The organism is Pseudomonas sp. HP_14, from assembly GCF_055283875.1.
The window spans coordinates 167,103-190,087 of record NZ_JBTOQI010000044.1 but is presented as its reverse complement, the minus strand read 5'-3'; the positions used below and the strand labels follow the sequence as shown (position 1 = coordinate 190,087).

Below are 22,985 nucleotides of genomic sequence, written 5' to 3'. Positions count from 1 at the left end.
GGACTCATTGGAGTACACTCCGCGACCTGACTGCGAAAGCAGTCACCTGGGGCCGATTAGGATTCGACGCCGGTGATGAAACTTTAGGTGCATGCCGACTTGGTAACAGAAGTCGTAAATCCACTGTTGCAACTTTCTATAGTTGCCAATGACGATAACTACGGTGCTCAACTAGCTGCGTAAGCAGCCTAGCCGCACTTCTGGTAGCTTCGGCTCCAGCAATCATCAGGGGATGTCTGTAAACCCAAAATGATTGTCATATAGAACAGAATCGCCGTGCAGTACGCTGTGGACGAATCGGCTAAAACTTACACAGCTCGCCCAAAGCACCCTGCCCGTCGGGTCGCTGAGGGTTAACTTAATAGACACGGCTAAGCATGTAGGACCGACAGCGGAGTACTGGCGGACGGGGGTTCAAATCCCCCCGGCTCCACCAAATCCCCATAAAAAAGACGCCTTAGGGCGTCTTTTTTTGTGGATGGGATTTGGTAAGCGCCTGTCAGCAAGCTCGCTTGGCCAAGAACACACAATCCGTGAAAAGCTGCCTCAGATCATCTCGGAAGATGCGGATCGACAGGGGTATGACGTTCCCCGCCGAATAGCGGAGTGGTTGCAGTAGGCACACTCTCAAGCGAGAAACCCGCGCTGGGCGGGCTCTCTGCAAGCTTGAACATTTCAGTTGGCTTGGACGCCCTTGATGAGTTCCAAGCGCATTGGATAGCCCTGAGCCCCTTGAACGACTGTTTCGCTTTCAACGGTTTGAATCACTTTACCCTGCGCGTCCTTAGTGACTGCAATAGTCTTGCTGTAGGAACTCTGAACAACACAACCGCTCATCAGCGCGACCACTGTTGCTAGCGCCAAAAATTGCAAACCTTTCATTGGAGTCTCCTTCCTAGAGTAAACGAAGCGCGCACTGTAGCAACGTGCCACTACACAGGAAAGATATTGCTTTGTGATTTGGAGGTTCGTTGAACTCTGCGGTCGACACGACCAAGGCTTGTCGACCTTCCTTTCTACCGCCGAACCAACCCCCAATTTATCCTTGCTCGCCCCTCCCCACCCCGATACCCTTCCTTCCGCCGCTGCCAATTCAGCGGCCTGGGTGTAGGAACCCGGAACTATCTAGGTATGCACATGCCAACCGTTGCGACTGGAAAACGCTGTTCGTTTCCCGGTCAATCATGGTGGCTGTGCGTGGGCACGCTTCGGCGTGGCCGGGTTCCTAGAGTTCCGGTATTCCTACCCTGCGCACAGCTGCCACCCAAAGCCCGTAGGAAGGCCTCTGGCAGCTCCATTACTCCAGGAGCAAAACATGACTAATCACCCAACCCTCGAACAACTGCTCAATGACACAGACGAGCTGCTTCGCTGTGCCAAGGCGACGGCTTATGAGAGTGCTGACAGCCTGAACGGCAGCCAGCGTGATCACGCATTTTCAGTGGTGCATTTGATTGAAATGGCGCGATGCAAAATGGAGGACGCCGTGAAGTTCAGCCACAGCGCGCCCTGTCCGAGAGATGCTACGTGAACAATGGCTAAGCAGTTTCTGTAGAAGGCGATTTGTCTACGTCACGGTTGCTCCAACCGTTTGGCGAGGTATCAGATAAGGGGCAACTTATTGGCGAGCAGTTTCACGCGGTGAGTCAGTTCTGCCGCTTCGCGAACAAGTTCGCTCCTACCTTTTTGCCGACGACTTTGGCCGCGGTGTGGCGCAGGGTATCGGTGGGGCGGTGTCGGCCATGCTGTCCGATGACATGGCGCGGCTAACGGGACGACTTTTGATATTTCGGGCGGGCAGTGGCTCTAGCGACAAGGGTGTTGCTTCCATCACGCAGCCTATCAAACAAGCAGCTCTGTTAGGCTTAGCCCGACTTCCCAAGGAACAGCCAATGAAATCCTGCTTTAAAACTTTGGCGATTTTGCTGCCGGTCGTGCTTGCCGGATGCGAAGAGCGACCTGAAATGTCCTGTCCCGATTACGGTGAGCAGTTCTGGCTGCAATCACTGGATGCTTATTTCTTACGACACCCTCAGCAGGTGAAAACAACGCCCTATGAACTGCAGCCAGGCGCATCGTATGACTCCAGAACGAACTGGTGGATTGTCCCGTTCGACATCGGGCAAAAGAAGCTTATGGCTTTAATGAGTTGTGATGGTCACCTGGAGATAAGCGGGCGAGACCGATAAGGCAAACACCTCATCGCAACGTGGGGTCACCGGCCTTTCGCCCAGGAACGCAGCATCAGGCAATCTCAAGGCAGTATCGAGCTACTTCACCAACGCACCTGCGGGTTAGGGTCTTCTAGACAAGAGTCCCTACAACCGCAATGGAGTGAATGGTCATGACTGCATGGGTGAAAACGGTTTTTCGAGTTCAGGCTGCTGCTCTGCTTGCTGTGTTTTTAACGAGCGCAGCATGGGCGACGGACAAATCAGCTACGCATTCAAACGCCGAGCTGGTCCGCCAATCGTTTGTGAACTGGCAGCAAGGCAAGGGCACAACGTTCGACCTGTTGACGCCTGACGCTGAGTGGACCGTCGCCGGGTCCAGCCCTGTCTCTGGCGTGTACCAAGGTAAAAAGGACTTTCTGGAGCGAGCGGTAAAGCCGATCAGCGCGCGACTGGCCACCCCTATCAAACCCACCGTTTTGAGCATCGTGGCTGAAGGCAATGTGGTGGTTGTGCTGTGGAACGGTGAAGCCACAGCCATTGATCAGCAGCCGTACCGAAATAATTACCTCTGGCACCTGACATTCAAGGACGGGCAGATCACGCAGGTGAAGGCGTTTCTGGACACGTATGTGCTGAATGATTTGATAGAGCGGGTGAAGCCGGGTGCGTAGCAAACACTGCTGCGGTCACTCCTGCCAACAATACTTAATTATCTGAAGCTACACAGAACCGGTGGGACCGGATTCATCCGGGAAGGCTGCATTCCACACAACGATGATGTGGCGGATGCACTGGCCTCTTCCCGGATGAATCCGGCCCCACCGGTCCTGTATCTGCCGCCCGACAGCGTGGCGCCATGGGCACAAAGACAGCAACCGAAGAATTTGCGCTGTGGGGCTGCCCCAAACATTACGTCGCTTTTTCTATCCTCTTCCCGCCCGTTTTGGCCCACTATGGTCGGCTTACTAACCGCCCTTGACCCCGTCGAAGGCCAGGAGGGCGTAATGCCACAAGAACGGCTGGACCTGTTAAGGCTGCCAAAGCCTATTCGTGGGCCGATTGATAAGCTGCTTCGCTCTCTGGATGCTGCCAGTACTCGTGAAGATATTGAGAGCGAGGGCGAGTTACAGATCGCTTTTATCCTTGGGCTGGAGACGGCCAAGCGCTTGCGACCGAGTGATGTTGAAGCGCTGTACATGATTTTCGACGATGCGGTGCAGGCGCGGCTTGAGGCGTTTGAGCCGCAGAAGTAGAGGTTAGCCGCAGTCGCAGCCTTAGCGCCATCAACCCCTATATGAAATATATTTTTTGTAGGAGCTGCCGAAGGCTGCGAAGGCGTCAATCCTGGCGCATCGCAAATCGCAGAGTCGGCCTGTTACTTAACCAACTCAATCTTCTTCACAAACACCAACTTCTCATCTTCTGCAGGCCCGGCAATGCGGTCTTTGTTGGGCTCACTCGCCACGGTGACTTTGACGTTGCGGCCCACGATATTGGGCAGCAAGGTGGCCTCCCCTTCGTCTTCGGCGATAAACCACGAACCGCATTTGCCGTCGCAATAGGCGGTGAAACGGCGGCCGTCGTTGAGCAGCACGGTGACGGTATGGTCCTCGATTCCGCTGCCGGAAATTAAGGCGCCCTGGAAGGTTTCTGGTTTTGTGAGGGCAAATGTGCAGAAGTCCGGCGCGCTGGCGTCGTCGCTCAACATGCCGCAGCCGCGTTCGACTTCGCTGTTGATCATTTCGCAGCTGTTGGCCGCGTTGCACGGTGGATGTGTGGCGGGCGACACGCTGGTGCATTGCTTCACGAGCAGTGCCGAGCGCTTGTCGCCAATGGCCTCAGCACAGGATTTATCCGCGGCGTTCGCCTGCAAGGCTCCGAGCACACTGAGCAGACACAAGAACATCAGGCTTTTTGTTTTCATGATTTTCCCTGGCGACAAGTCGGGTGACGATTTTCAAGAAGTATTGCAGAGGGCAGCGGCTTTCACAGCGCCTGACCACGCGTGCCTATCCTTTCTTTTTATTCAGGCTTTTCAGTCGCTGACTGGCGCGCTGCACGGCTGCCATTTTCTCGGGACGGTTCATTCGCCGCCATTTGCGGATGTCTTCTTTGTTGCGGCCGCAGCTCACACATAAATCGCCACTCAACTGGCAAACAGAGGTACAGGGGTTCTCGATGTCCTTGGCCATGCTTCAGCCCCGAGCCAGGCGTTGTTGCCAGTTGCCGCCGTTGGCGCGCTGGCATTGCTCTTCGCTGTCGAATTGCACGCGTTTGCTCACATCGGCAATGACGATTTCTGCCTCTTCCAATGCCTGGGCAGTCAGCTCAACCATGCGCTCACGCTGGCCAGTGGCGAGGGCCTGATCTTTTTGCGCTTGTGTATCGAAGATCCAAACCACGCGCAGGCTGGCGGGGAATGCCGCGTAATCCACTTCGTGGGTCAGCCAGGAGAAACCAACGATTTCCGCTTTTGCGGTTTCGCACGCTTCGGTCAGGGTAGACGCCAGGCGACGTTCGATACGGGCCTGATCGCGTTTGCTCAACGTCGGCATGGCTGGGTCCTTGGGTGATTTCGATAAGACGGCAATCATACGTTACCTCGTCGTGTCATCCACCAGCGCGAGGCTTTGTAGGATCGGTCTTAATTTCTGCCAATGCCGTCCGCTGGGTTGTTTGCGGGAAATCGCTCCTCTAACCTCCCGCCCGTCGCTGCACATCAGTGACCGGGTTTAGTCGCCTGATCCCTACAGAGAAATTCACGCTCCTGCTTGTGTTATGGCGGCTGTGCGCGCGGGGCACTTTCGAGTGCGCTGGTTTTTCTCTGGAGGCCGGTCGACTAACCCACGCACAGCTGCCACCTATTCATGCCCCATGAAGGTTGCCGCTACCTGAACGCATAAGGAGATCAACAAGGTGAAGAACACCCCCGCCGCAGTTTCAGCCACCCACCGTTTCTTTTCCATGCGCCCGGACCTCAGCGCAGAAGATGTGCTGTCCCATACCGCCGACCTGCTGCGCTGCGCCACCAGCACCGCCTACGAAGCCGCCGACAACCTGCACGGCGCACAACGCGACCACGCCATGTCCGTGATGCATCTGGTGGAAATGGCGCAAGCGATGGTGGATGGGTTGCTGGATCGCAAGCAGGCTGAATGGCTAAGCTGAAGATTTAACTTCAGGCTACTTCTGTGGGGGAGGCCAAGCCTGTCCCAACAACTAATCAGAGACGTGTATTGAACCAACTGCACTTCCTGAATAAAAGCTGAACAACTTCATCGTTAATAATCCTCCGCCCGGAATACCAACTACTTAATACTTTCGTATGAGCAAGTCAAATAATAAGTACCACCCTCAACCGGCGTCCTAAAAAACTCAAGCAAATCAAAGTCCAGAAAAACCAGAATAATGGCGTCAAAAAAACCCACCCTGCTAACGTTAAAAAAACTTAACGGAACCATCATTTGGCGATTTAGCTCTGCCACTACCACTCCTCCAAAAACACTTGCTTTAAAAACAGACTTTCCACATCTTGGCACCAAGAATGATGGCACATGGACATTAAGTCATTCAGACGTTCCTGCCCTTTCTTATAGGTGATCTCATGTTCATGAGAAATTTAAAACTAACGCCCCGCGCGCTGGTCAGCTTTGGTGCCATTTGTGTGCTGATGCTGGGCCTGAGTACCCTCTCGCTTTACAAGATCAGCGAGGTTCACAAATCAACGGTTGAGCTGGAGACCGACTGGCTGCCCAGCATCCGCCAGGCGGGAAAGGTAGACGCTACGCTGCTGCGCCTGCGGCTTGAAGCGCTGCACTACACCGCAGATGGAGACGATAAAAAGGCTGCATCGATCATCAAGATTGGTCAACTGAAGAAAGAACTGGACCAACAGGCAAACGACTACACCGGTTTGGTATCCGGGCCCGAGGAACAACGTATCTACAACGACGTGATGCAAGGGCTTAGAAGTTATGAAGAGAAACTGGATATATTGATCGCTCAAAGCGACACGCGCACAACACAAGAGTCAACTGCCTTTATTAATACAGTGACTGTGCCTTTGGCCAATGCGTTGCAAGACTCTATTGATCGCCTGATCAGTGTCAATGATACCGGGGCCACGCAATCAGGCGTCGCCGCACAGACCCAATATGACCAAGGTTTTACCTTCACCATCGCGATCATGATTGGCACTATTATTCTGTCGATGCTGATTGCGTTTATCTTTACTCAAAGCATTACTTCGCCGGTGAGGAAACTGGTGCAATCCATCAAACACATATCAGAAGGTGACTTGCGGTCCGCCGTCGAGGTTTCCGGCAAAGATGAGCTGACAGAACTTCAACTGTCTACCGATGCCATGCTTCAGAGCCTCAAGAGTACGATTCAGCACATCTCGGACTCCTCCGGCCAATTGGCAGCGGCGGCGGAAGAAATGAGCTCCATCACTGAAGAATCACTGTCCGGCATCCAGAAGCAAAACATGCAGACCGAGCAAGCCGCGACCGCCGTCAACCAAATGACCGCAGCCGTTGAAGAAGTCGCACGCAACGCGGTGGCCGCTTCGCAGTACACCCAGGACTCGGAAAAATCTGCCGCAATCGGTAAAGGCAAAGTCGCGGAAACTATCCAATCGATCAAGCAGCTCAGCCAGACCGTGCAGCAGACCACCGTTGAGATCGAAGGCCTGGCGACGCAAACCCAGGACATTGCCAAGGTGTTGGACGTAATCCGTTCGATTGCCGAACAAACCAACCTGCTGGCTCTTAACGCAGCCATTGAGGCCGCCCGCGCTGGTGAGCAAGGTCGAGGCTTTGCCGTGGTCGCTGATGAGGTTCGTGCGCTGGCGCATCGCACGCAGACATCAACCCTGGAAATCGAGCAGATGGTCAAAGGCATTCAGACCGGCTCGGCCAAAGCGGTGCACTCGATGGTGCAGAGCAACAGCGAGGCTGTCATGACACTGACCATTGCGCAGGAGGCGAATATCGCCATCGGCGACATCGCGTCGGCGGTGTCTGACATCAATGAACGCAATCTGCTGATTGCTACAGCCTCTGAAGAGCAGGCTCATGTGTCGCGATCGGTGGATCAGAATCTGGTCAGTATTCGAGACCTGTCGATCCAGAGTTCTTCAGCAGCAAGCCAGACGTCTATCGCCAGCAATGAGCTGTCGAAGCTGGCCGTCGGTTTGAACAGGCTTGTGTCTCGATTTGCCCTGTGAGCCGAGCACCCTGCCATTCGCGGCGATTGCCGTATATCGTAGGGCGATTCAGGGTGCAGGTTCAGACGTCCATGACCACACAAAACAAACGCGACTGGCTGGTGCGCGCGCCGCAGTCGCGGAAGATGGAACGGATCGAGGCTTACTTCGGCGGGCACGGCTACACGCCTCATCGTCACGACACCTACGCCATCGGGCGCACATTGGCCGGGGTGCAGAGCTTTCATTACCGCAATGATTACCGCCACAGCCTGGCCGGTGGCACGATGGTTTTGCATCCGGATGAAGTCCATGACGGCGAGGCCGGGACCGATGCAGGCTTTCACTACCGAATGTTTTACATCGAGCCCTCACTGATTCAACAAGTATTGGGCGGCAAGTCGCTGCCCTTTGTGGCGGGTGGTTTGTCCAGCGATCCACGCTTGTTCGCGGCGACCAGTGCTTTGCTGCAGAGCATGGATAACGCGCTGGATCCACTTGAAGAAGAGGACGCCATTTACGACCTGGCGCAGGCGCTGGATGTGGCTGCGGGCAATAAGCGTGGTCGGCGGGCGCTGGACTATGCAGCGGCAGAGCGGGCGCGGATTTACATTCATGACGCGCTGGATCAGGTTATTACGCTGGACGATCTGGTGCAGGCCAGCGGGCGTGATCGCTGGAGTCTGTCGCGGGATTTCCGTGCGTTGTATGGCACCAGTCCCTACCGCTACATCACCCAGCGGCGACTGGCCGAAGTGCGTCGTTTGCTGGTTGCAGGCCAACCGTTGAGTGAGGCTGCACTGGCCTGTGGTTTCTTTGATCAGAGCCACATGACGCGCCAGTACAGCCAGGCGTTTGGCATCTCGCCCGCCCGCTGGCTGAAGATGCTCGGCCGCAGCTGACAGCGCCCGCCAAAGCTGCACGATCATGCAATACGGGTTATGTGTGGCTCGCTAAGGTTGTGGCCTCTCAATCAACCGTGAGCACCGACCATGACCAGCACCTGCTCTGCCCCGCCCTACACCCCGGTTAACTTCGCCGCTAAATATGCGCTGTTCAATGAGCAATGGACGCCGAAAGTCGTGGCCGAAATGAACGACTATCAGTTCAAAGTGGTGAAGATCCAGGGCGACTTTATCTGGCACACCCATGCCGATACCGATGAAACGTTCATTATTCTGGAAGGCGAACTGCGCATCGATTTTCGTGACGGGTTTGTCACGGTGGCTGCCGGTGAGATGTATGTCGTCGGCAAAGGCATCGAGCACAAACCCTATGCCGAACAGGAAGTGAAACTGCTGCTGATCGAGCCGCGCGGAGTATTGAATACCGGGCATGAGGAGAGTGACCGGACGGCGGTTAATGATGTGTGGATTTGAGTTGGGCATCAGACATATCGCGTCATTGTTCATCGTCCGGATGCGGCCCAGTCCCTGCCTCGCTTCCGCAGGTTAAGTGATCACCTGTAGGAGTGAGCTTGCTCGCGATGGCGTCCTGCCAAGGAGTCGTTCTCTGTATGGAGAAAAGCATCGCGAGCAAGCTCACTCCTACAGACGCGGTTGTCAATCATGAACACGTCCCGAATTATTGGAATAACGCCGCGAGTTTATTTCGCTTGTGAGTGATTGGCTTTACTCGCTTATATAGGCGCACTCTCTCTGGGCAGACATTGATAATGAGTCGCGAAAACATCAGTCAGTCGATTTCTCATGTTCATCCGCTGACGCTCTCCCACGGTAAAAACGCCGAAGTATGGGACACCGACAATAAGCGCTACATCGACTTTGTTGGCGGCATTGGTGTGCTCAATCTAGGGCATACCAATGCTCAGGTAGTGGCCGCCATTCAGGATCAGGCCACCCGGCTCACGCACTACTGCTTCAACGCTGTGCCTCATGAGCCCTACGTCAAGTTCATGGACAAGCTGGAGAAGTTTGTCCCGGTGTCTTATCCACTCAGCGGCATGCTCACCAACAGCGGCGCTGAAGCGGCCGAAAACGCGCTGAAGATCGTGCGCGGTGCAACGGGCAAGACGGCGGTTATCGCCTTTGATGGCGGTTTTCATGGGCGCACGCTGGCCACGTTGAACCTCAATGGAAAAGTCGCGCCGTACAAACAAAAAGTCGGCGTGTTGCCTGGCCCGGTGTTTCACATTCCCTATCCGAGCAAAGACAACGACGTCACTACCGAGCAGGCACTCAAGGCACTCGATCGGTTGTTCAGCGTTGAAATCGACGTCAACGATGTGGCCTGTTTCATCTTCGAGGCGGTTCAGGGTGAAGGTGGCTTTCTAGCCATGCAGCCCGAATTCGCTCAGGCCTTGCGCAGGTTCTGTGACGACAAGGGCATCCTGCTGATTGCTGATGAAATCCAGTCAGGCTTCGGGCGTACCGGGCAGCGCTTTGCTTTTACGAGGCTGGGTATAGAACCCGACTTGATCTTGCTGGGCAAAAGCATCGCGGGCGGCATCCCGATGGGCGCTGTTGTCGGGCGCCGGGCATTGATGGATACGCTGCCTAAAGGTGGCCTTGGCGGTACGTACTCCGGCAACCCGATTGCCTGCGCGGCAGGTATCGCCAGCCTTGACCAGTTGAACGACGAGAACCTTTCGGCCTGGGGCGAGATGCAGGAAAACATGATCGTCAGCCGTTACGAAGCATGGCAGGCCAACAAACTGTCGCCGTATCTTGGACGGCTGACAGGCGTTGGCGCCATGCGCGGTATCGAATTGATCACCGCCGACGGCGCGCCCGGCACACAGCAGTTGGCGCAATTGCTGGAAGCGGCTCGTAACGCGGGGCTGTTGCTGATGCCCAGTGGCAAGTCGCGGCACATCATCCGCCTGCTGGCACCGTTGACGATTGAGCCAGAGGTGTTGCGCGAAGGGCTGGATATTTTTGAGCGGTGTCTGGCTGGGTTGGAATAATCATCAGTGGATAAAACGCCCTCCCAGCTAGCCTTTGGAATGTATGAGTACCTTTTAGCCTGCAAGCTCAATGGTTGATCACGACACCGAGTATTGCGCGACCTATGTGGGAGCGAGGCTTGCCCGCGATTCTGGCAACTCGGTGCATCAGGCAAACCGAGGTGTCTGAATCGCGAGCAAGCTCTGCTCCCACATAAACGCCATGCCAATACCTGCGACCGTGGATTGCGCCGATAAAGGCCAGCAAGGCCTGATTGCGAATAATAGGAGAATCCCTGCAATGACAGCTTCAAGCTTCGCTAACCGTGACGAGATCCGCGCCCGCTTTTCCCGTGCGATGTCGGACATGTACAAAACCGAAGTGCCGCTCTACGGGACGTTGATGGATCTGGTCGCAGAGACCAACGAAGGCGTGCTGGCGCGCAACGCTCAGGTTGCGCAGAGCTTGAAGCAGACCGGCGAAATCCAGCGTCTGGACATGGAGCGCCATGGCGCAATCCGCGTCGGCACCGCGACCGAACTGGCCACATTAAGTCGTCTGTTTGCGATCATGGGGATGGAGCCCGTGGGCTACTACGACCTGACCCCTGCGGGCGTGCCCGTGCATTCCACGGCTTTTCGCGCCGTGCATGAACACGCGCTGCAAGTCAGCCCGTTTCGGGTATTCACCTCGCTGCTGCGCCTGGAGCTGATCGACAATACCGAGCTGCGGGATTTCGCCAGTCAGGTGCTGAGCAAGCGCAACATCTTCACTCCTCGCGCACTGGAGCTGATTGAAAAATCGGAACTGGACGGTGGTCTGAATGAAGCCGACGCGCTGGACTTCGTTGAGCAGGCGCTGGAAACGTTCCGCTGGCACAGCACTGCAACGGTGAGCCTGGAGCAGTACAAACAGCTCAACGCCCAACATCGTCTGATTGCTGACGTGGTGGCGTTTCGCGGCCCGCACATCAATCACCTGACGCCGCGCACGCTGGACATCGACACGGTGCAGGACGGCATGCCGAAAAAAGGCATCACGCCCAAGGCCGTGGTGGAAGGTCCACCGCGTCGTGAGTGCCCTATTCTGCTGCGCCAGACCAGTTTCAAAGCGCTGGAAGAAGCCATTACGTTTGCCGGTCAATCCGCCACTGAAGCAGGCAGCCACTCAGCCCGCTTTGGTGAGATAGAGCAACGTGGCGCAGCGCTGACGCCTAAAGGCCGCGAGCTGTACGACCAGTTGCTGAACGAGGCCCGGGACGCGCTGGGTGAATTCCCCAACGAAGGTAACGCGGTGCGCTATGCCGAACTGTTGGGGAAAACCTTCACGGCGTTCCCGGACAGCTACGAACAGATGCGGGCGCAGGATCTGGCTTACTTCCGCTACTTTGCTACAGAGAAGGGTGTGGCGATGGGCGCAGGCGTGCAGCAGAGCGCCGAGCTTGAGCAGTTGATCGAGGCGGGTTACGTGCACTTCGAGCCGCTGGTCTACGAGGACTTCCTGCCCGTCAGCGCGGCGGGGATTTTCCAGTCCAACCTGGGCGATGACGCGCAGTCCCATTACGGCACCAGTTCGAATCAGCAGGACTTCGAACGCGCACTGGGGCGCAGCACCATCAACGAACTCAAGCTCTACGCCGACACCCAGCGCCGCTCATTGCTGGAGTGCTCGCAAGCATTGGGGATCGCGCCGCTGGCGTGATCCGTACACGTTGCTCTGTTGCCCTGTAGGAGCTGATGAGCAGCGCGAGGCTGCGATAGCGGTCTGTCTGATACTCCGCCATCGCAGCCTCGCGCTGCTCGTCAGCTCCTACAGAATAGGGGGCAATCTGGAAGATGCCGTCTGTTTGATGGGGAATCCGTTACCGATCAGAGAGTGATGTGGTGTCTGACGACCTATCCTTGCTCAAGCGTTCCCCCGTCTGCTGCGTCAGCAAAGGTGACGAAACATGAGCAAGTTATGGAGGCGGTATCTGGATCTGCTGGACCACGATCTGAATACCAAGGTGTTCGACAACGTCAAAAACCTGCTGGTCTGCGCGTTGCTATTTGCCGCAGGCAGCAGCGCCCTGAACGGTAATCACCAGGTTTTCATGGGGTTATGGGGATCGCAGGTGACGGGGCTGGGGCTGATCGTAGTGTCCACCGTGCTGATGTTGATGAATATCAGCGACGGTCTGCATCGGCTAGCCAAACTGCGCTATCACGTCCTGCTGCAGGTGTTCTTTTGCCTGCTGTATTTGATTGTCGCGGTACGGGTGGTGGAAATTGTCTGGGGCTTCCGGGCGGACTGATCAGCCCTGCCGGCGGTGCCACTCATCGGCAACATCGCCCATGGTCTTAGGGGTTTCGTTGCGAATCCAGGCCATGAAATCCCGATCAAACTTGAACCCGTCCCCGCACTGCTCAAGCATGAAACGCCGCACGTTCTGGGTGTTCTTGTAGGTCTTATCGACAGGAGTGGCGCGGGTGATGGCGTTGCTGTGCCAGTCGGTAGGCATTGGGAAGTCCTGAAGTCGATGGAGAACCTGTGGGAGCGAATTTATTCGCGAAGAATCGAAAATGTACCGGATGTAATGGCCCTTTCGCCAATGAATTCGCGCCTACAGAACCGCCACTCCTGCCTTAAAGAATAACGCGCAGACACTGCCCCGCATGATAAAGGTTGAAGCCGGTTTCATAGGCCAGCGCGCGCACGCCTGCGCTTTTCAGCTCGTGGGCTGGCGCGAACGGGATGGGCAGCACGCTCGGGTCATCCTTGACCAGAAAGTCTGCGAAAGCCTTCCCCATGACAGTCCCGGTGGTGTTGCCGCGTCCGTTATAGCCATTGGCAGCTACCAGCCCCGGCGCAGGTTCGAAGAGTTTGACCATGTGATCAGGGGTGAAGTCGATGCAGCCCGTCCAGTGCATTTGCCATTGGACTTTGCCCAGTTGCGGGAAGTAATGGCTCTGAATACGGTCCGCCCAACTGCGGATGAACCAGTCAGGTTTGTTATTCATCTTGCCCATACTGCCGAGGATCAGACGACCTTCGTTATCACGACGAATACTGCTCAGCACCATGCGCGTGTCCCAAGAGCCCTGACCGTGCTTGAGCACTTCATCCGCAGCGCTTGAGGTCAACGGCTCGGAGGCGACGTTGTAGTAATAGCCCTTGAAGAAATTCTGTTTGATACCGGCCCACTCGCCCTCGGTGTAAGCACCGGTGGAGACCACGACTTTGTCAGCCGTGACCGCACCACCGACGGTGCTGACGACCCAAGCCGAGCCTTCACGAGTAACGGCTTGCACGGGCGAGTTCTGGAAGATCTGCCCGCCAAGCTTGAGCACAGTTTCGGCAAGGCCAACGGTGTACGCCATCGGGTTAATCGTGCCGGCACGCCGGTCGAGCAACGCGGTCGGGATTTTATCGGTGCCGCAGTATTCTCGGCACTTGGCGCCCGTCAGCAACTCGACATCGGCACCACGGCGCTTCCACTGGTCGTGGCGCGCTTCGATGTCTTTGGCGCCATTGGCGTTGTGCGCCATGTGCAAAGTACCGTCGTGACGCGCCTGGCAATCGATGCCGTATTTTTCGATCAGGTCGAACACCAGCGCAGGGGCCAGGCCCATGACCGTATTGAATTTTTCGCCCACGCCGGGGCCAAGAATCGCGGCAGCGTCATCAGGTGCAATCCAGCTACCGGCATTGACCAGCCCGACGTTGCGCCCCGAACCACCAGTGCCAATACGCGAGGCTTCGAGCAGCGCGACAGACTTGCCGCTTTCCAGCAGATGCAGGGCGGCGGACAAGCCGGTGATACCGCCGCCTATCACGCATACATCGACCTTGAGCGACTCACTCAGGGCAACAGGTTGAATCTGACGAGTCGTGACTTGTTCCCACAGACACCCTTCACGCAACTGATCCATCTCGACTTAATCCCCGCCCGAACTGAACACGAAAAAACCTGACTCATTCTTGATCTGATGCAAGGGCAATACCAAACGACCTTTACTCCGGATATCAGTCGGTTTCGGCATGATCCCGGAGGATTTACAGCGGTGAGGCCGACTGAGATTTGTAGCAGCCGAGCTTGCTCGCGATAACGCTGGACGCGGTTCACTTCAGATCGCGACCAACATCATCGCGAGCAAGCTCTGCTCCTACAACACACACCTGGCAACTGTCTCTATTTAGTTGACAGTAAAACCGTTTCCAGCCGATTTATCACATCTCGATGCATCTCTACTATTCGCTCCATGGTGCTGACACAGACCCCCAGCACACAAATCTGACTGATTCGACTTTGGAGCAACAACCATGAACACCAACACTCAAGCAGCTTTCACTTCTCTGGCTGGCCGCGCACTGCTCGCCTCTCTGTTTCTGTTCAGCGGCTTCGGCAAGCTGGCCGCACCGGCAGCAACCAAAGGCTACATCGCCGCCAGCGGCATGCCTTTTCCGGACCTGGCGTTCATCGCGGCACTGATCGTTGAAATCGGCTTCGCCACGGCTTTGGTGCTGGGCTACAAGGCGCGCCTGATTGCACTGCTGATGGCCGGTTTCACCGTGGTTACCGCAGTGGTCTTCCACAACAACTTCGCTGATCAGGGCCAGTTGATCAACTTCCTGAAAAACGTCGCCATCGCTGGTGGCCTGCTGCAGATCGCTGCCAACGGCGCAGGGGCTTTCAGCCTGGATGCACGCAGCCGCAAAACACTGGCTATCGCCTGATCAACATCGAACGACTCTGACGACCATTAGCATTCAAAGGACTATTGCCATGAACATCATCAAAAAAGCCACTGCACTGACCGTACTCGCTCTGTCTATCAACACCGCTTTCGCTGCTGAAACCCCGTACATCGAGCACCAGACCCAAGGCTTCCTCAACGCCCTGGCCGCAGGTGGCGGCAAGCCGCTTGAACAGTTGAGCCCCAAAGATGCACGCGCCGTGCTCACCGGCGCACAGCAATCGGTAAAGGTTGATCTGTCGGGTGTGCAAGTCAGCGACCGCAGCATCAAAGTGGCAGGCGAATCGATTGATCTGAAAATCGTCCGCCCGGCCAATGTCAAAGGTGATCTGCCGGTGTTCATGTTCTTCCATGGTGGCGGTTGGGTACTGGGCGACTTCGCCACTCACGAACGCCTGATCCATGATCTGGTGGTCAACTCCGGCGCGGTAGCGGTGTACGTCAACTACACGCCATCTCCCGAAGCGCACTACCCGACTGCCATCAATCAGGCTTACGCCGCAACCAAATGGGTAGCAGAGCACGGCAAGGAAATAGGCGTTGATGGCTCGCGTCTGGCAGTGGCCGGTAACAGCGTCGGCGGCAACATGGCAGCCGTGGTCAGCCTGATGGCCAAGGAACAGAACACCCCGAAACTACGCTTCCAGCTGTTGCTGTGGCCGGTGACCGACTCGAACTTCGAGACCGGTTCGTACAACGAATTTGCTGAAGGTCACTTCCTGACCAAGGGCATGATGAAATGGTTCTGGGACAACTACACCACCAGCGCCACCGAGCGGGCGCAGATCCACGCCTCGCCACTCAAAGCGACAATCGAACAACTGCGCGGCCTGCCGCCAGCGATGGTACAGACCGCAGGTGCCGATGTGTTGCGTGATGAAGGCGAAGCCTACGCCCGCAAACTGGATGCTGCCGGTGTTGCTGTAACCACCGTGCGTTACAACGGCATGATCCACGACTACGGCCTGCTCAACCCGTTGAGCCAGATTCCGCAAGTACAAGCCGCGATGCGTCAGGCCGGTACTGAGTTGAAGGCACACTTGAACTAAGCATCAGTTAAAACCTGATACTAAAACGCCGCTACTGCGCATAGGCAGAGCGGCGTTTTTGTCGTCTGGATAAAGGGTGTTTCGGTCAATAAATACGGGCACGTTACGTTCATCGGTTTGGTAATTTTTGTGTAGCTCACTTGCCATTTTCGGTGCAGGATTTTCCCGACGTTTTCAGCCGCCGTTGATCGGCGTTTCGTTCACCTCACTGATGGAGATGCTTGCTTATGCTTATCCAAATAGAAGAAGGGACTCACGGCGCCAATTGGGTCGTGAAGCTGGACAATTACCCGGTTAAATGTCGCAGCCTGGACGAAGCACGTGAATTTGCTAACAAAATGACATCACGCATTAATGCCCCTCATACATTGCCAGGGCAGTTTACTGCTACCTCGGTTAAACAAACGGCGGCACATGCGCGTTAAGCGAAAGCGATAAACACGGAAAATAAACAAGCCCGGCTAAATTGCCGGGCTTTTCGTTTCTACGACATCCTTTTCACATGATTTTCACGGGATCGCTTTTAACCTAGCGTCACTCCTGTTGAATCTCCTGACCCGCCTCGTAGCGGGTCTTTTTTTGCCTGCGATTTAATGCGGGAGACGCCTTCTGTGCGCAGTCACGCAGCAGGCATCGGACGTGTAGGAGCGAGGCTTGCCCGCGAAGAACGATAATGCGGTGGGTTGTAATACCGCGTCGTTCGGTTCGCGGGCAAGCCTCGCTCCTACGGATCCCTGTTGGCTGCGAGACTGCGGTAGCGATAAAGCACAGCCGCCACCCCTCAATAAAATCATTTAAATTCAGCAGGTTGTAGAAACCCTAAGGTCTAGTGCGCGCTGCTCGCCGTCTCATTGCTGGCGACTGTCTTCTCATTCATCAGCGCACCTTCAGCCACTACCGCAAGCCGGTCCGAGCGAGTGCCATCCATAATTTTGCTGCTCCACTGCCCTGCCATCGCCGCCATCCAGGCAAACAGGAACAGTGCGATCCCTTGCAGGGCCCATCTCGCGATCATCGGCATAACATCTCTCCTGTCACTCACTTGATACGGGGATGTAAACACTTCAGCGTTGCAAAACAATTTCACTGTAGATGAAGTTTTCGCCGTTGGTCTGGATGAAAGTATTTGTAAGAAGAAATTTCATGATTCATGTGTGGTCTCTAAGTGAACAGAATCCATGAAAGGCTGCACAGCATGAAGTTTTCCCGATTTGCCCAAGGTTTATCCAAGTGGGCTGGAAGCGCACGAACATTCATCGCGGCCATTGCCCTTATTTGCCTGTGGGCCATCACCGGCCCCTGGTTTCATTACAACGACACCTGGCAACTGATCATCAATACCTCCACTACCATCATCACCTTCCTGATGGTATTCCTGATCCAGAACACCCAGAACCGCGACAACGATGTGCTGCACATCAAAATCGATGAGTTGCTTCGCGTGACCAAGGACGCACAGAACGCACTGTTGAGCCTGGATAAGCTGGACCATAAAGAGCTCCGCGCGCTGCGTAAGGAATACAGCGCCATTGGCGATAGTGAATCGCTGGGAGCAACCGCTAAAAGCCAGCTTTGATCAGGAGGCCGGTGATCAGCCGACGGGAACTCTCGAGCGGCACCGCGATTCATAGAACATGAAGTCGACGCATAAAAAACCGCGTAGCGAGCCACCGGCGTACACAGGGAGTCGTCCATGAGCGGATCCGGAACGAGCACTGAAAAAGCTGCAGTAGTTCTTCTGCCCACCCATAAAAAACTCGCGACCCACGAAGTGGTTGTCCATCAAAAACTGGCAGAGAAAATCGCGACACTATTAGGCTGCGAGTTTCTCGGTCTGTACGACAGCGCCATCCACAAGGGCATGAGCCTTTACTTCATCCCGTCTGACACGTTGATTGGCAAGCAGGAAAACAGCGCGCTGAACATTCAGTCTGCCGACGATCTGTTCGGCGGTTTGATTGCCGAGCCTTTCATGGCCACCAAAGCCATCTCCCATCCGCTGCTTGACGATGCCACGGCGCAGCCGCCGGGCTGGTCGCGGCAGATTCATGAGGAGGCCGCCGATTCGGTTCTCGCGGGCTTTACCGTCTTCAATGAAGCGGACGCGATGCGCGCAGGCAAACTGGTTCTGGCCAACGGCTCTGCGCGGATCAAGCCGGTGTTAGCCACAGCAGGACGCGGGCAAATCGTTGCCACCGATCAAGGTGAGCTCAACGCCGCTCTCGCCGAGCAAAACATGGAGGAGGTTGCAACGTGGGGCCTGGTGATCGAGGAAGACCTCACTGACGTCATCACACTGAGTGTTGGCCAGGTTCAGGTCGCCGGAATCACCGCCAGCTATCACGGAACTCAATGCCTGACCGAAGACAACAACGGTGAAACGGTCTACGGCGGCTCTACCCTGTGGGTGGTGCGCGGCGGTTATGAAGCGCTGCTTGCGCTGGAATTGGAGGAGCCGGTCCGGCGCGCCGTCAGCCAGGCCATGCATTATGAAAATGCCGCCCTTGAGCACTTCCCGGACTTCATCGCCTCTCGGCGCAACTACGACATCGCACAAGGCACCAATGCCAAGGGCGAACGCTGCTCGGGTGTGCTCGAACAGTCCTGGCGAATTGGCGGTGCGAGCCCTGCCGAAGTAGAGGCGCTTCTCGCCTTTGCTGCAGATCCGGCGTTGCAACGCATCTGCGCGTCGACTCACGAAATCTATGGCGAGACCACGATCCCGGCGGATGCCAGCGTACTTTACGAAGGCGACGACCCCGACGTTGGTTTCATCAGCAAATTCACAAAGGTCAAACCTTATGAGTGTGAGCAGTGAAAGCATTGAGATTGCAGTCGATGGCCAATCGATTTCCGGGACGATTCTGACCCCCGGCGCAAAAATTCCCGGCATTCTTTTCGTCCACGGCTGGGGCGGCAGCCAGCAACGAGACCTGGCGCGCGCCAAGAACATCACCGGCCTGGGTTGTGTCTGCCTGACCTTCGATTTGCGCGGGCACGAACGCACTCACGAGATGCGCGGCAAAGTATCGCGTGAGCAGAGCCTGACCGACTTGCTCGCCGCCTACGACCGACTGGTCAGTCACCCGGCTGTCGACAACGAAGCCATTGCTGTCATCGGCAGCAGTTACGGCGGCTATCTGGCAACCATCCTCAGCTCCATGCGCCCCGTCAAATGGCTCGCCTTGCGGGTGCCTGCGCTGTACTGGGACGCAGATTGGGAAATGCCCAAACAAGAGTTGGACCGCGACAAGCTTGCGCACTATCGCCGCTCAGCCGTGACCGCCGCGGACAACCGTGCATTGGCGGCCTGTAAAGAGTTTCAGGGCGACGTGCTGCTGATCGAGTCCGAGCAGGATGACTATGTGCCGCACGCTACGCTGATGAGCTATCGTGGCGCATTCGAGCTGGCCCACTCCCTCACCTATCGGTTGGTGGATGGTGCTGACCATGCGTTGAGCAGTGATCTGAGCCAAAGTATTTACAGTTCGATGCTGACTAACTGGATCAGCGAAATGGTGATCGGTGCCCGTCTTGTGGATTACCCGCACCATTCGGCGAAGTATTCCTGAGACACAAACAGCCTCGTTCCCACAGCAAATAAACTCCCAGTGGTGCACACCAGCGGGAGGTTATTTGCTGTGGGAGCAGAAGGTTGTTGCTCTTGACCTCGCAGGACTGCCCAAGCGGGATCCTTGGATTCTGTGGGAGCTGAGCTTGCTCGCGATGAACGATGACACCGTATGTCTGACGGGCCGAGACGCCTGTGTCTTCGGAATGGCGGTCGGCCCCATATCAGCTTCGGGCAAACATAGAATCTCCCGCAGAATCAATCGCCCTCCGGACCATTAAGCCCCGGCACCAGAATCACCTTGCGGCACTCCTCCTGCTTTTTGTCGAAGAGTGTGTAGCCCTCGGCGGCATTTTCCAGCGACATGCGATGAGTAATGATCGCCTCTGGTGCCAGCGCGCCACTTTCAATGTGCTCCAGCAGTTCAGGCAGATAGCGCTGCACATGGGTCTGCCCCATCTTGAACGTCAGGCCTTTATCGAACGCGTCGCCGAACAGGAAGCCATGAATGAAACCGGCATACACCCCCGGCACACTCACGACACCGCCACGGCGTACCGACGCGATGCACTGGCGCAAGGCCTTGCCGCTACTGCCTTCCAGTTTCAGCGTCGCCAGAATGGTTTCGGTGGTGCTGCCCTTGGCTTCGAACCCCACAGCATCAATAACCCCATCCACGCCTCGCATGCCACGCGTCTGCTGAATGATGGTGTCAGCCGGGTCATCGTCTTCGTCGAAGTTGATCGGGATCACGCCGTAAGTACTTTGCGCGTAACTCAGGCGGTACGGGTGGTGATCGACCATGAAGATTTTTTCAACGCCGAGCATTCGCGCACAGGCTGCGCTGAGCAGACCTACCGGCCCAGCGCCATAGATGGCGAGGCTTGAGCCTTGACCCACCCCGCTGTTGAGCACCGCTTGCCAGGCAGTAGGCAGGATGTCGGAAAGGAACAGCACCTTTTCATCGGAGAGCGTGCCAGGGACTTTGAATGGCCCGGTGTTGCCTTTGGGCACCCGCACATACTCAGCCTGACCGCCCGGAATACCGCCATAAAGATGGCTGAAACCGAACAATGCCGCACCCGGTGGAATGGACTTCTTATTGAGGATCGCGCCACGCCCGGTATTCGTGGTTTCACAGGCTGCGAATTGATCCAGCTGGCAGAAGAAACAACTGCCACAGGCAATCACAAACGGAATAACCACCCTGTCGCCAGGCTTGACCGTTGTCACCTGAGAGCCAACTTCTTCGACGATGCCCATGAACTCATGGCCAAAAATATCGCCCGACTCTGTTGCCGGAATCTTGCCGCGGTACAAGTGCAGATCCGAGCCACAAATGGCCGTTGCGGTGACTTTCAACAGAATGTCATCGACTTCTTCAATGACCGGATCAGGGACGGTATCGACTCGTACATCGTGAGCGCCGTGATAAGTCAGTGCGCGCATTTTTCTCTCCTTGCAGGCGATGAGAACCAAGGGGGCAAAAATGCCCGGACCTAACAAGTGAGAGCGACGGGAAGATGTAAGTTCAGAGGACCTGAAAGTGAGAAGACCAGCGGCGACGTAACGATGCCCTGGACCGGTAGGAGCGAACTTGTTCGCGAAAGCAGCGTACCTGACACAACACCGCGTCAGGACCTTTCGCCAACAAGTTGCCTCCTACCTTGAAAATAGTGAGCCGCAGGCCGGGTAGGAGCGAACTTGTTCGCGAGCGCAGCGTACCTGACACAACACCGCGTCAGGCCCTTCGCCAACAAGTTGGCTCCTACAGAAACCGGGAGATTATGTAATCGGCGCCGGGTTGAACAAGGTGATGTCGTTGTGCAGACGATAATGCTCGGTCCAGGTCTTTTTCTTGCCGCTGGCCACGTCCAGGTAGAAGTGGAACAGCTCCCAGCCCAGGTCTTCAATCGAAGCACGGCCAGTCGCGATACGGCCAGCATCAATGTCGATCAGATCAGGCCAGCGCTGCGCCAGTTCTGTACGGGTCGACACCTTGACCACCGGTGACATTGCCAGGCCATACGGCGTACCACGACCGGTGGTGAACACATGCAGGTTCATCCCGGCTGCCAATTGCAACGTGCCGCAGACAAAGTCACTGGCCGGTGTTGCACAGAAAATCAGGCCTTTACGCTTGAAGCGCTCGCCGGGGCCAAGCACGCCATTGATAGCGCTGTTGCCGGACTTGACGATCGATCCCAGGGACTTCTCGACAATGTTCGACAGACCGCCCTTCTTGTTGCCTGGCGTGGTGTTGGCGCTGCGATCAGCCTCGCCTTTTGCCAGGTAACGGTCGTACCAGTCCATTTCCCGCACCAGTTCCTCGGCCACTTCCTGCGTCTCCGCGCGGGAGGTGAGCAAGTAGATGGCGTCGCGCACTTCGGTCACTTCCGAAAACATCACCGTTGCGCCTGCGCGCAGCAGCAAATCCGAGGCGTAACCCAGCGCCGGGTTGGCGGTGATGCCCGAAAACGCATCGCTGCCGCCGCACTGCATGCCGAGAATCAACTCCGAGGCTGGCACGGTTTCACGGCGACGCAGATCCAGCTTCTTCAAGCGCACTTCGGCCAATTCCATGATCTGCTCGATCATTTCATTGAAGCCATGGCTGGAGTCCTGCAGGCGATACATCCACTGATCACTGAGATCGACGGACAGGTCGTCCTCATGCATGACTTGCCCGGCCTGCAGTTTTTCGCAGCCCAGACCGATCACCAGCGCTTCGCCACCCAGGTTCGGGTTACGCGCAAGGTTACGCACGGTACGGATCGGGATGTAAGCATCGGTCGCGGTAATTGCCACACCACAACCGTAAGTATGAGTAAGTGCCACCACATCATCGACATGGGGGTACTTGGGCAACAGCTCTTCGCGGATGCGCTTGACCGCATGGTCAAGCACCCCGGTCACGCACTGCACGGTGGTGGTAATGCCCAGAATGTTGCGCGTGCCGACAGTACCGTCGGCGTTGCGATAACCTTCGAAGGTAAAACCTTCCAGCGGTGCGCCTCTTTCCGGCACCGCGTCTGACATCGGCAGGCTGTCCAGAGCCGGTGCCGATGGCATACGCAGTTGATCTTCCCTGACCCAACTGCCCCGTGGAATCGGCTGCAGGGCATACCCAATGGTGTGCCCATAACGAATGATCGGCTCGCCTTCAGCGATATCGACGGTGTTGACCTTGTGGCTCTGCGGAACGTTATCGACGGTCACCAGACCATTATCAAATTCAGTACCGGCAGGCACACCTTGATCATTAACTACTACCACCACGTTATCCAGCTCATGCAGCCTGATGTAGCGTGGGGAGTCGGCATGTTGAATCAGGTTCATCACG

The 22,985-nt window shown here is 56.3% G+C and carries 26 protein-coding genes and 1 other RNA gene; 18 read left to right on the top strand and 9 right to left on the bottom strand.

Annotated features, from left to right (window positions below; translation table 11 throughout):
* The first annotated feature begins 48 nt into the window (after positions 1-48).
* Positions 49-436, top strand: a transfer-messenger RNA (tmRNA) gene (gene ssrA / locus ACYASS_RS23915).
* A 239-nt stretch (positions 437-675) separates the two neighbouring features.
* Here the strand turns inward: ssrA and ACYASS_RS23910 are convergent.
* A complete protein-coding gene (locus tag ACYASS_RS23910) occupies positions 676-882 on the bottom strand; it encodes a hypothetical protein (RefSeq protein ID WP_463587961.1) in 207 nt (68 codons plus the stop codon).
* Between the two features lie 433 nt (positions 883-1,315).
* Between ACYASS_RS23910 and ACYASS_RS23905 the strand changes: the two genes are divergently transcribed.
* The 4 genes from ACYASS_RS23905 (at position 1,316) to ACYASS_RS23890 (ending at position 3,427) form a co-directional block, all read left to right on the top strand.
* On the top strand, positions 1,316-1,531 hold the full coding sequence (locus ACYASS_RS23905) for a DUF6124 family protein (protein ID WP_463587960.1): 216 nt from the start codon (positions 1,316-1,318) through the stop codon (positions 1,529-1,531).
* A 211-nt stretch (positions 1,532-1,742) separates the two neighbouring features.
* Positions 1,743-2,189 carry a hypothetical protein gene (locus ACYASS_RS23900; RefSeq protein WP_463587959.1) on the top strand — a complete coding sequence of 149 codons (447 nt, stop codon included), beginning with the start codon at positions 1,743-1,745 and terminating at the stop codon, positions 2,187-2,189.
* 155 nt (positions 2,190-2,344) lie between these two features.
* Entirely contained in the window at positions 2,345-2,845 is a 501-nt protein-coding gene (locus tag ACYASS_RS23895) for a nuclear transport factor 2 family protein (RefSeq protein WP_463587958.1), read from the top strand.
* 333 nt (positions 2,846-3,178) lie between these two features.
* Positions 3,179-3,427, top strand: coding sequence for a hypothetical protein (locus ACYASS_RS23890; protein ID WP_122666747.1), 249 nt, complete (start codon positions 3,179-3,181; stop codon positions 3,425-3,427).
* A 122-nt stretch (positions 3,428-3,549) separates the two neighbouring features.
* Here the strand turns inward: ACYASS_RS23890 and ACYASS_RS23885 are convergent, their stop codons facing one another.
* From ACYASS_RS23885 to ACYASS_RS23875, 3 genes are all read right to left on the bottom strand, one after another.
* Positions 3,550-4,098, bottom strand: coding sequence for a hypothetical protein (locus ACYASS_RS23885; protein ID WP_463587957.1), 549 nt, complete (start codon positions 4,096-4,098; stop codon positions 3,550-3,552).
* An 85-nt stretch (positions 4,099-4,183) separates the two neighbouring features.
* Positions 4,184-4,366: a DUF1289 domain-containing protein gene (locus ACYASS_RS23880; RefSeq protein ID WP_027901417.1), complete on the bottom strand. Its 183-nt coding sequence runs from the start codon at positions 4,364-4,366 to the stop codon at positions 4,184-4,186.
* A gap of 3 nt (positions 4,367-4,369) precedes the next feature.
* Positions 4,370-4,729, bottom strand: coding sequence for a hypothetical protein (locus ACYASS_RS23875; RefSeq protein WP_463588001.1), 360 nt, complete (start codon positions 4,727-4,729; stop codon positions 4,370-4,372).
* Positions 4,730-5,090: 361 nt separating this feature from the next.
* On the opposite strand from ACYASS_RS23875, the gene ACYASS_RS23870 reads away from it, so the two are divergent.
* From ACYASS_RS23870 to ACYASS_RS23840, 7 genes are all read left to right on the top strand, one after another.
* Positions 5,091-5,342, top strand: a complete 252-nt coding sequence (locus ACYASS_RS23870) for a DUF6124 family protein (RefSeq protein WP_463587956.1) — start codon at positions 5,091-5,093, stop codon at positions 5,340-5,342.
* Between the two features lie 436 nt (positions 5,343-5,778).
* The gene (locus tag ACYASS_RS23865; RefSeq protein ID WP_463587955.1) at positions 5,779-7,401 is read left to right on the top strand and encodes a methyl-accepting chemotaxis protein; all 1,623 of its coding nucleotides are present in this window, start codon (positions 5,779-5,781) and stop codon (positions 7,399-7,401) included.
* Positions 7,402-7,472: 71 nt separating this feature from the next.
* The gene (locus ACYASS_RS23860) at positions 7,473-8,282 is read left to right on the top strand and encodes an AraC family transcriptional regulator (RefSeq protein WP_463587954.1); all 810 of its coding nucleotides are present in this window, start codon (positions 7,473-7,475) and stop codon (positions 8,280-8,282) included.
* 90 nt (positions 8,283-8,372) lie between these two features.
* Positions 8,373-8,759 carry a cupin domain-containing protein gene (locus ACYASS_RS23855; RefSeq protein ID WP_463587953.1) on the top strand — a complete coding sequence of 129 codons (387 nt, stop codon included), beginning with the start codon at positions 8,373-8,375 and terminating at the stop codon, positions 8,757-8,759.
* Between the two features lie 296 nt (positions 8,760-9,055).
* Positions 9,056-10,306 carry a 2-aminoadipate transaminase gene (locus ACYASS_RS23850; protein WP_463587952.1) on the top strand — a complete coding sequence of 417 codons (1,251 nt, stop codon included), beginning with the start codon at positions 9,056-9,058 and terminating at the stop codon, positions 10,304-10,306.
* 280 nt (positions 10,307-10,586) lie between these two features.
* Positions 10,587-11,987, top strand: a complete 1,401-nt coding sequence (gene hglS, locus ACYASS_RS23845; protein WP_463587951.1) for a 2-oxoadipate dioxygenase/decarboxylase HglS — start codon at positions 10,587-10,589, stop codon at positions 11,985-11,987.
* A 247-nt stretch (positions 11,988-12,234) separates the two neighbouring features.
* Positions 12,235-12,579, top strand: coding sequence for a hypothetical protein (locus ACYASS_RS23840; protein WP_463587950.1), 345 nt, complete (start codon positions 12,235-12,237; stop codon positions 12,577-12,579).
* On the opposite strand, the gene ACYASS_RS23835 is transcribed toward ACYASS_RS23840, so the two are convergent.
* The gene (locus ACYASS_RS23835; protein ID WP_463587949.1) at positions 12,580-12,786 is read right to left on the bottom strand and encodes a DUF6434 domain-containing protein; all 207 of its coding nucleotides are present in this window, start codon (positions 12,784-12,786) and stop codon (positions 12,580-12,582) included.
* Between the two features lie 124 nt (positions 12,787-12,910).
* Positions 12,911-14,197 (bottom strand): L-pipecolate oxidase, encoded by a 1,287-nt coding sequence (gene amaA, locus ACYASS_RS23830; RefSeq protein WP_463587948.1) that lies wholly within the window; start codon positions 14,195-14,197, stop codon positions 12,911-12,913.
* A 391-nt stretch (positions 14,198-14,588) separates the two neighbouring features.
* Between amaA and ACYASS_RS23825 the strand changes: the two genes are divergently transcribed.
* The 3 genes from ACYASS_RS23825 to ACYASS_RS23815 all read left to right on the top strand — a co-directional run bounded on the left by ACYASS_RS23825 (position 14,589) and on the right by ACYASS_RS23815 (position 16,496).
* Positions 14,589-15,002, top strand: a complete 414-nt coding sequence (locus ACYASS_RS23825; RefSeq protein WP_463587947.1) for a DoxX family protein — start codon at positions 14,589-14,591, stop codon at positions 15,000-15,002.
* A gap of 49 nt (positions 15,003-15,051) precedes the next feature.
* On the top strand, positions 15,052-16,071 hold the full coding sequence (locus ACYASS_RS23820; protein WP_463587946.1) for an alpha/beta hydrolase: 1,020 nt from the start codon (positions 15,052-15,054) through the stop codon (positions 16,069-16,071).
* A 227-nt stretch (positions 16,072-16,298) separates the two neighbouring features.
* Positions 16,299-16,496 (top strand): hypothetical protein, encoded by a 198-nt coding sequence (locus ACYASS_RS23815; RefSeq protein WP_463587945.1) that lies wholly within the window; start codon positions 16,299-16,301, stop codon positions 16,494-16,496.
* Between the two features lie 401 nt (positions 16,497-16,897).
* On the opposite strand, the gene ACYASS_RS23810 is transcribed toward ACYASS_RS23815, so the two are convergent.
* On the bottom strand, positions 16,898-17,092 hold the full coding sequence (locus ACYASS_RS23810; protein WP_463587944.1) for a hypothetical protein: 195 nt from the start codon (positions 17,090-17,092) through the stop codon (positions 16,898-16,900).
* Between the two features lie 174 nt (positions 17,093-17,266).
* Between ACYASS_RS23810 and ACYASS_RS23805 the strand changes: the two genes are divergently transcribed.
* From ACYASS_RS23805 to ACYASS_RS23795, 3 genes are all read left to right on the top strand, one after another.
* Positions 17,267-17,647 (top strand): low affinity iron permease family protein, encoded by a 381-nt coding sequence (locus ACYASS_RS23805; protein WP_463587943.1) that lies wholly within the window; start codon positions 17,267-17,269, stop codon positions 17,645-17,647.
* Positions 17,648-17,764: 117 nt separating this feature from the next.
* Entirely contained in the window at positions 17,765-18,889 is a 1,125-nt protein-coding gene (locus ACYASS_RS23800; RefSeq protein ID WP_463587942.1) for a DUF3182 family protein, read from the top strand.
* Positions 18,873-19,643 (top strand): alpha/beta hydrolase family protein, encoded by a 771-nt coding sequence (locus tag ACYASS_RS23795; protein WP_463587941.1) that lies wholly within the window; start codon positions 18,873-18,875, stop codon positions 19,641-19,643. Before ACYASS_RS23800 ends, ACYASS_RS23795 begins: the two co-directional genes overlap by 17 nt.
* 257 nt (positions 19,644-19,900) lie before the next feature.
* Here the strand turns inward: ACYASS_RS23795 and ACYASS_RS23790 are convergent, their stop codons facing one another.
* Complete coding sequence (locus tag ACYASS_RS23790) at positions 19,901-21,091, bottom strand: zinc-dependent alcohol dehydrogenase (RefSeq protein ID WP_463587940.1); 1,191 nt, start codon at positions 21,089-21,091, stop codon at positions 19,901-19,903.
* A 336-nt stretch (positions 21,092-21,427) separates the two neighbouring features.
* Positions 21,428-22,981, bottom strand: coding sequence for a galactarate dehydratase (gene garD, locus ACYASS_RS23785; RefSeq protein ID WP_122666765.1), 1,554 nt, complete (start codon positions 22,979-22,981; stop codon positions 21,428-21,430).
* Between the last annotated feature and the right edge of the window lie 4 nt (positions 22,982-22,985).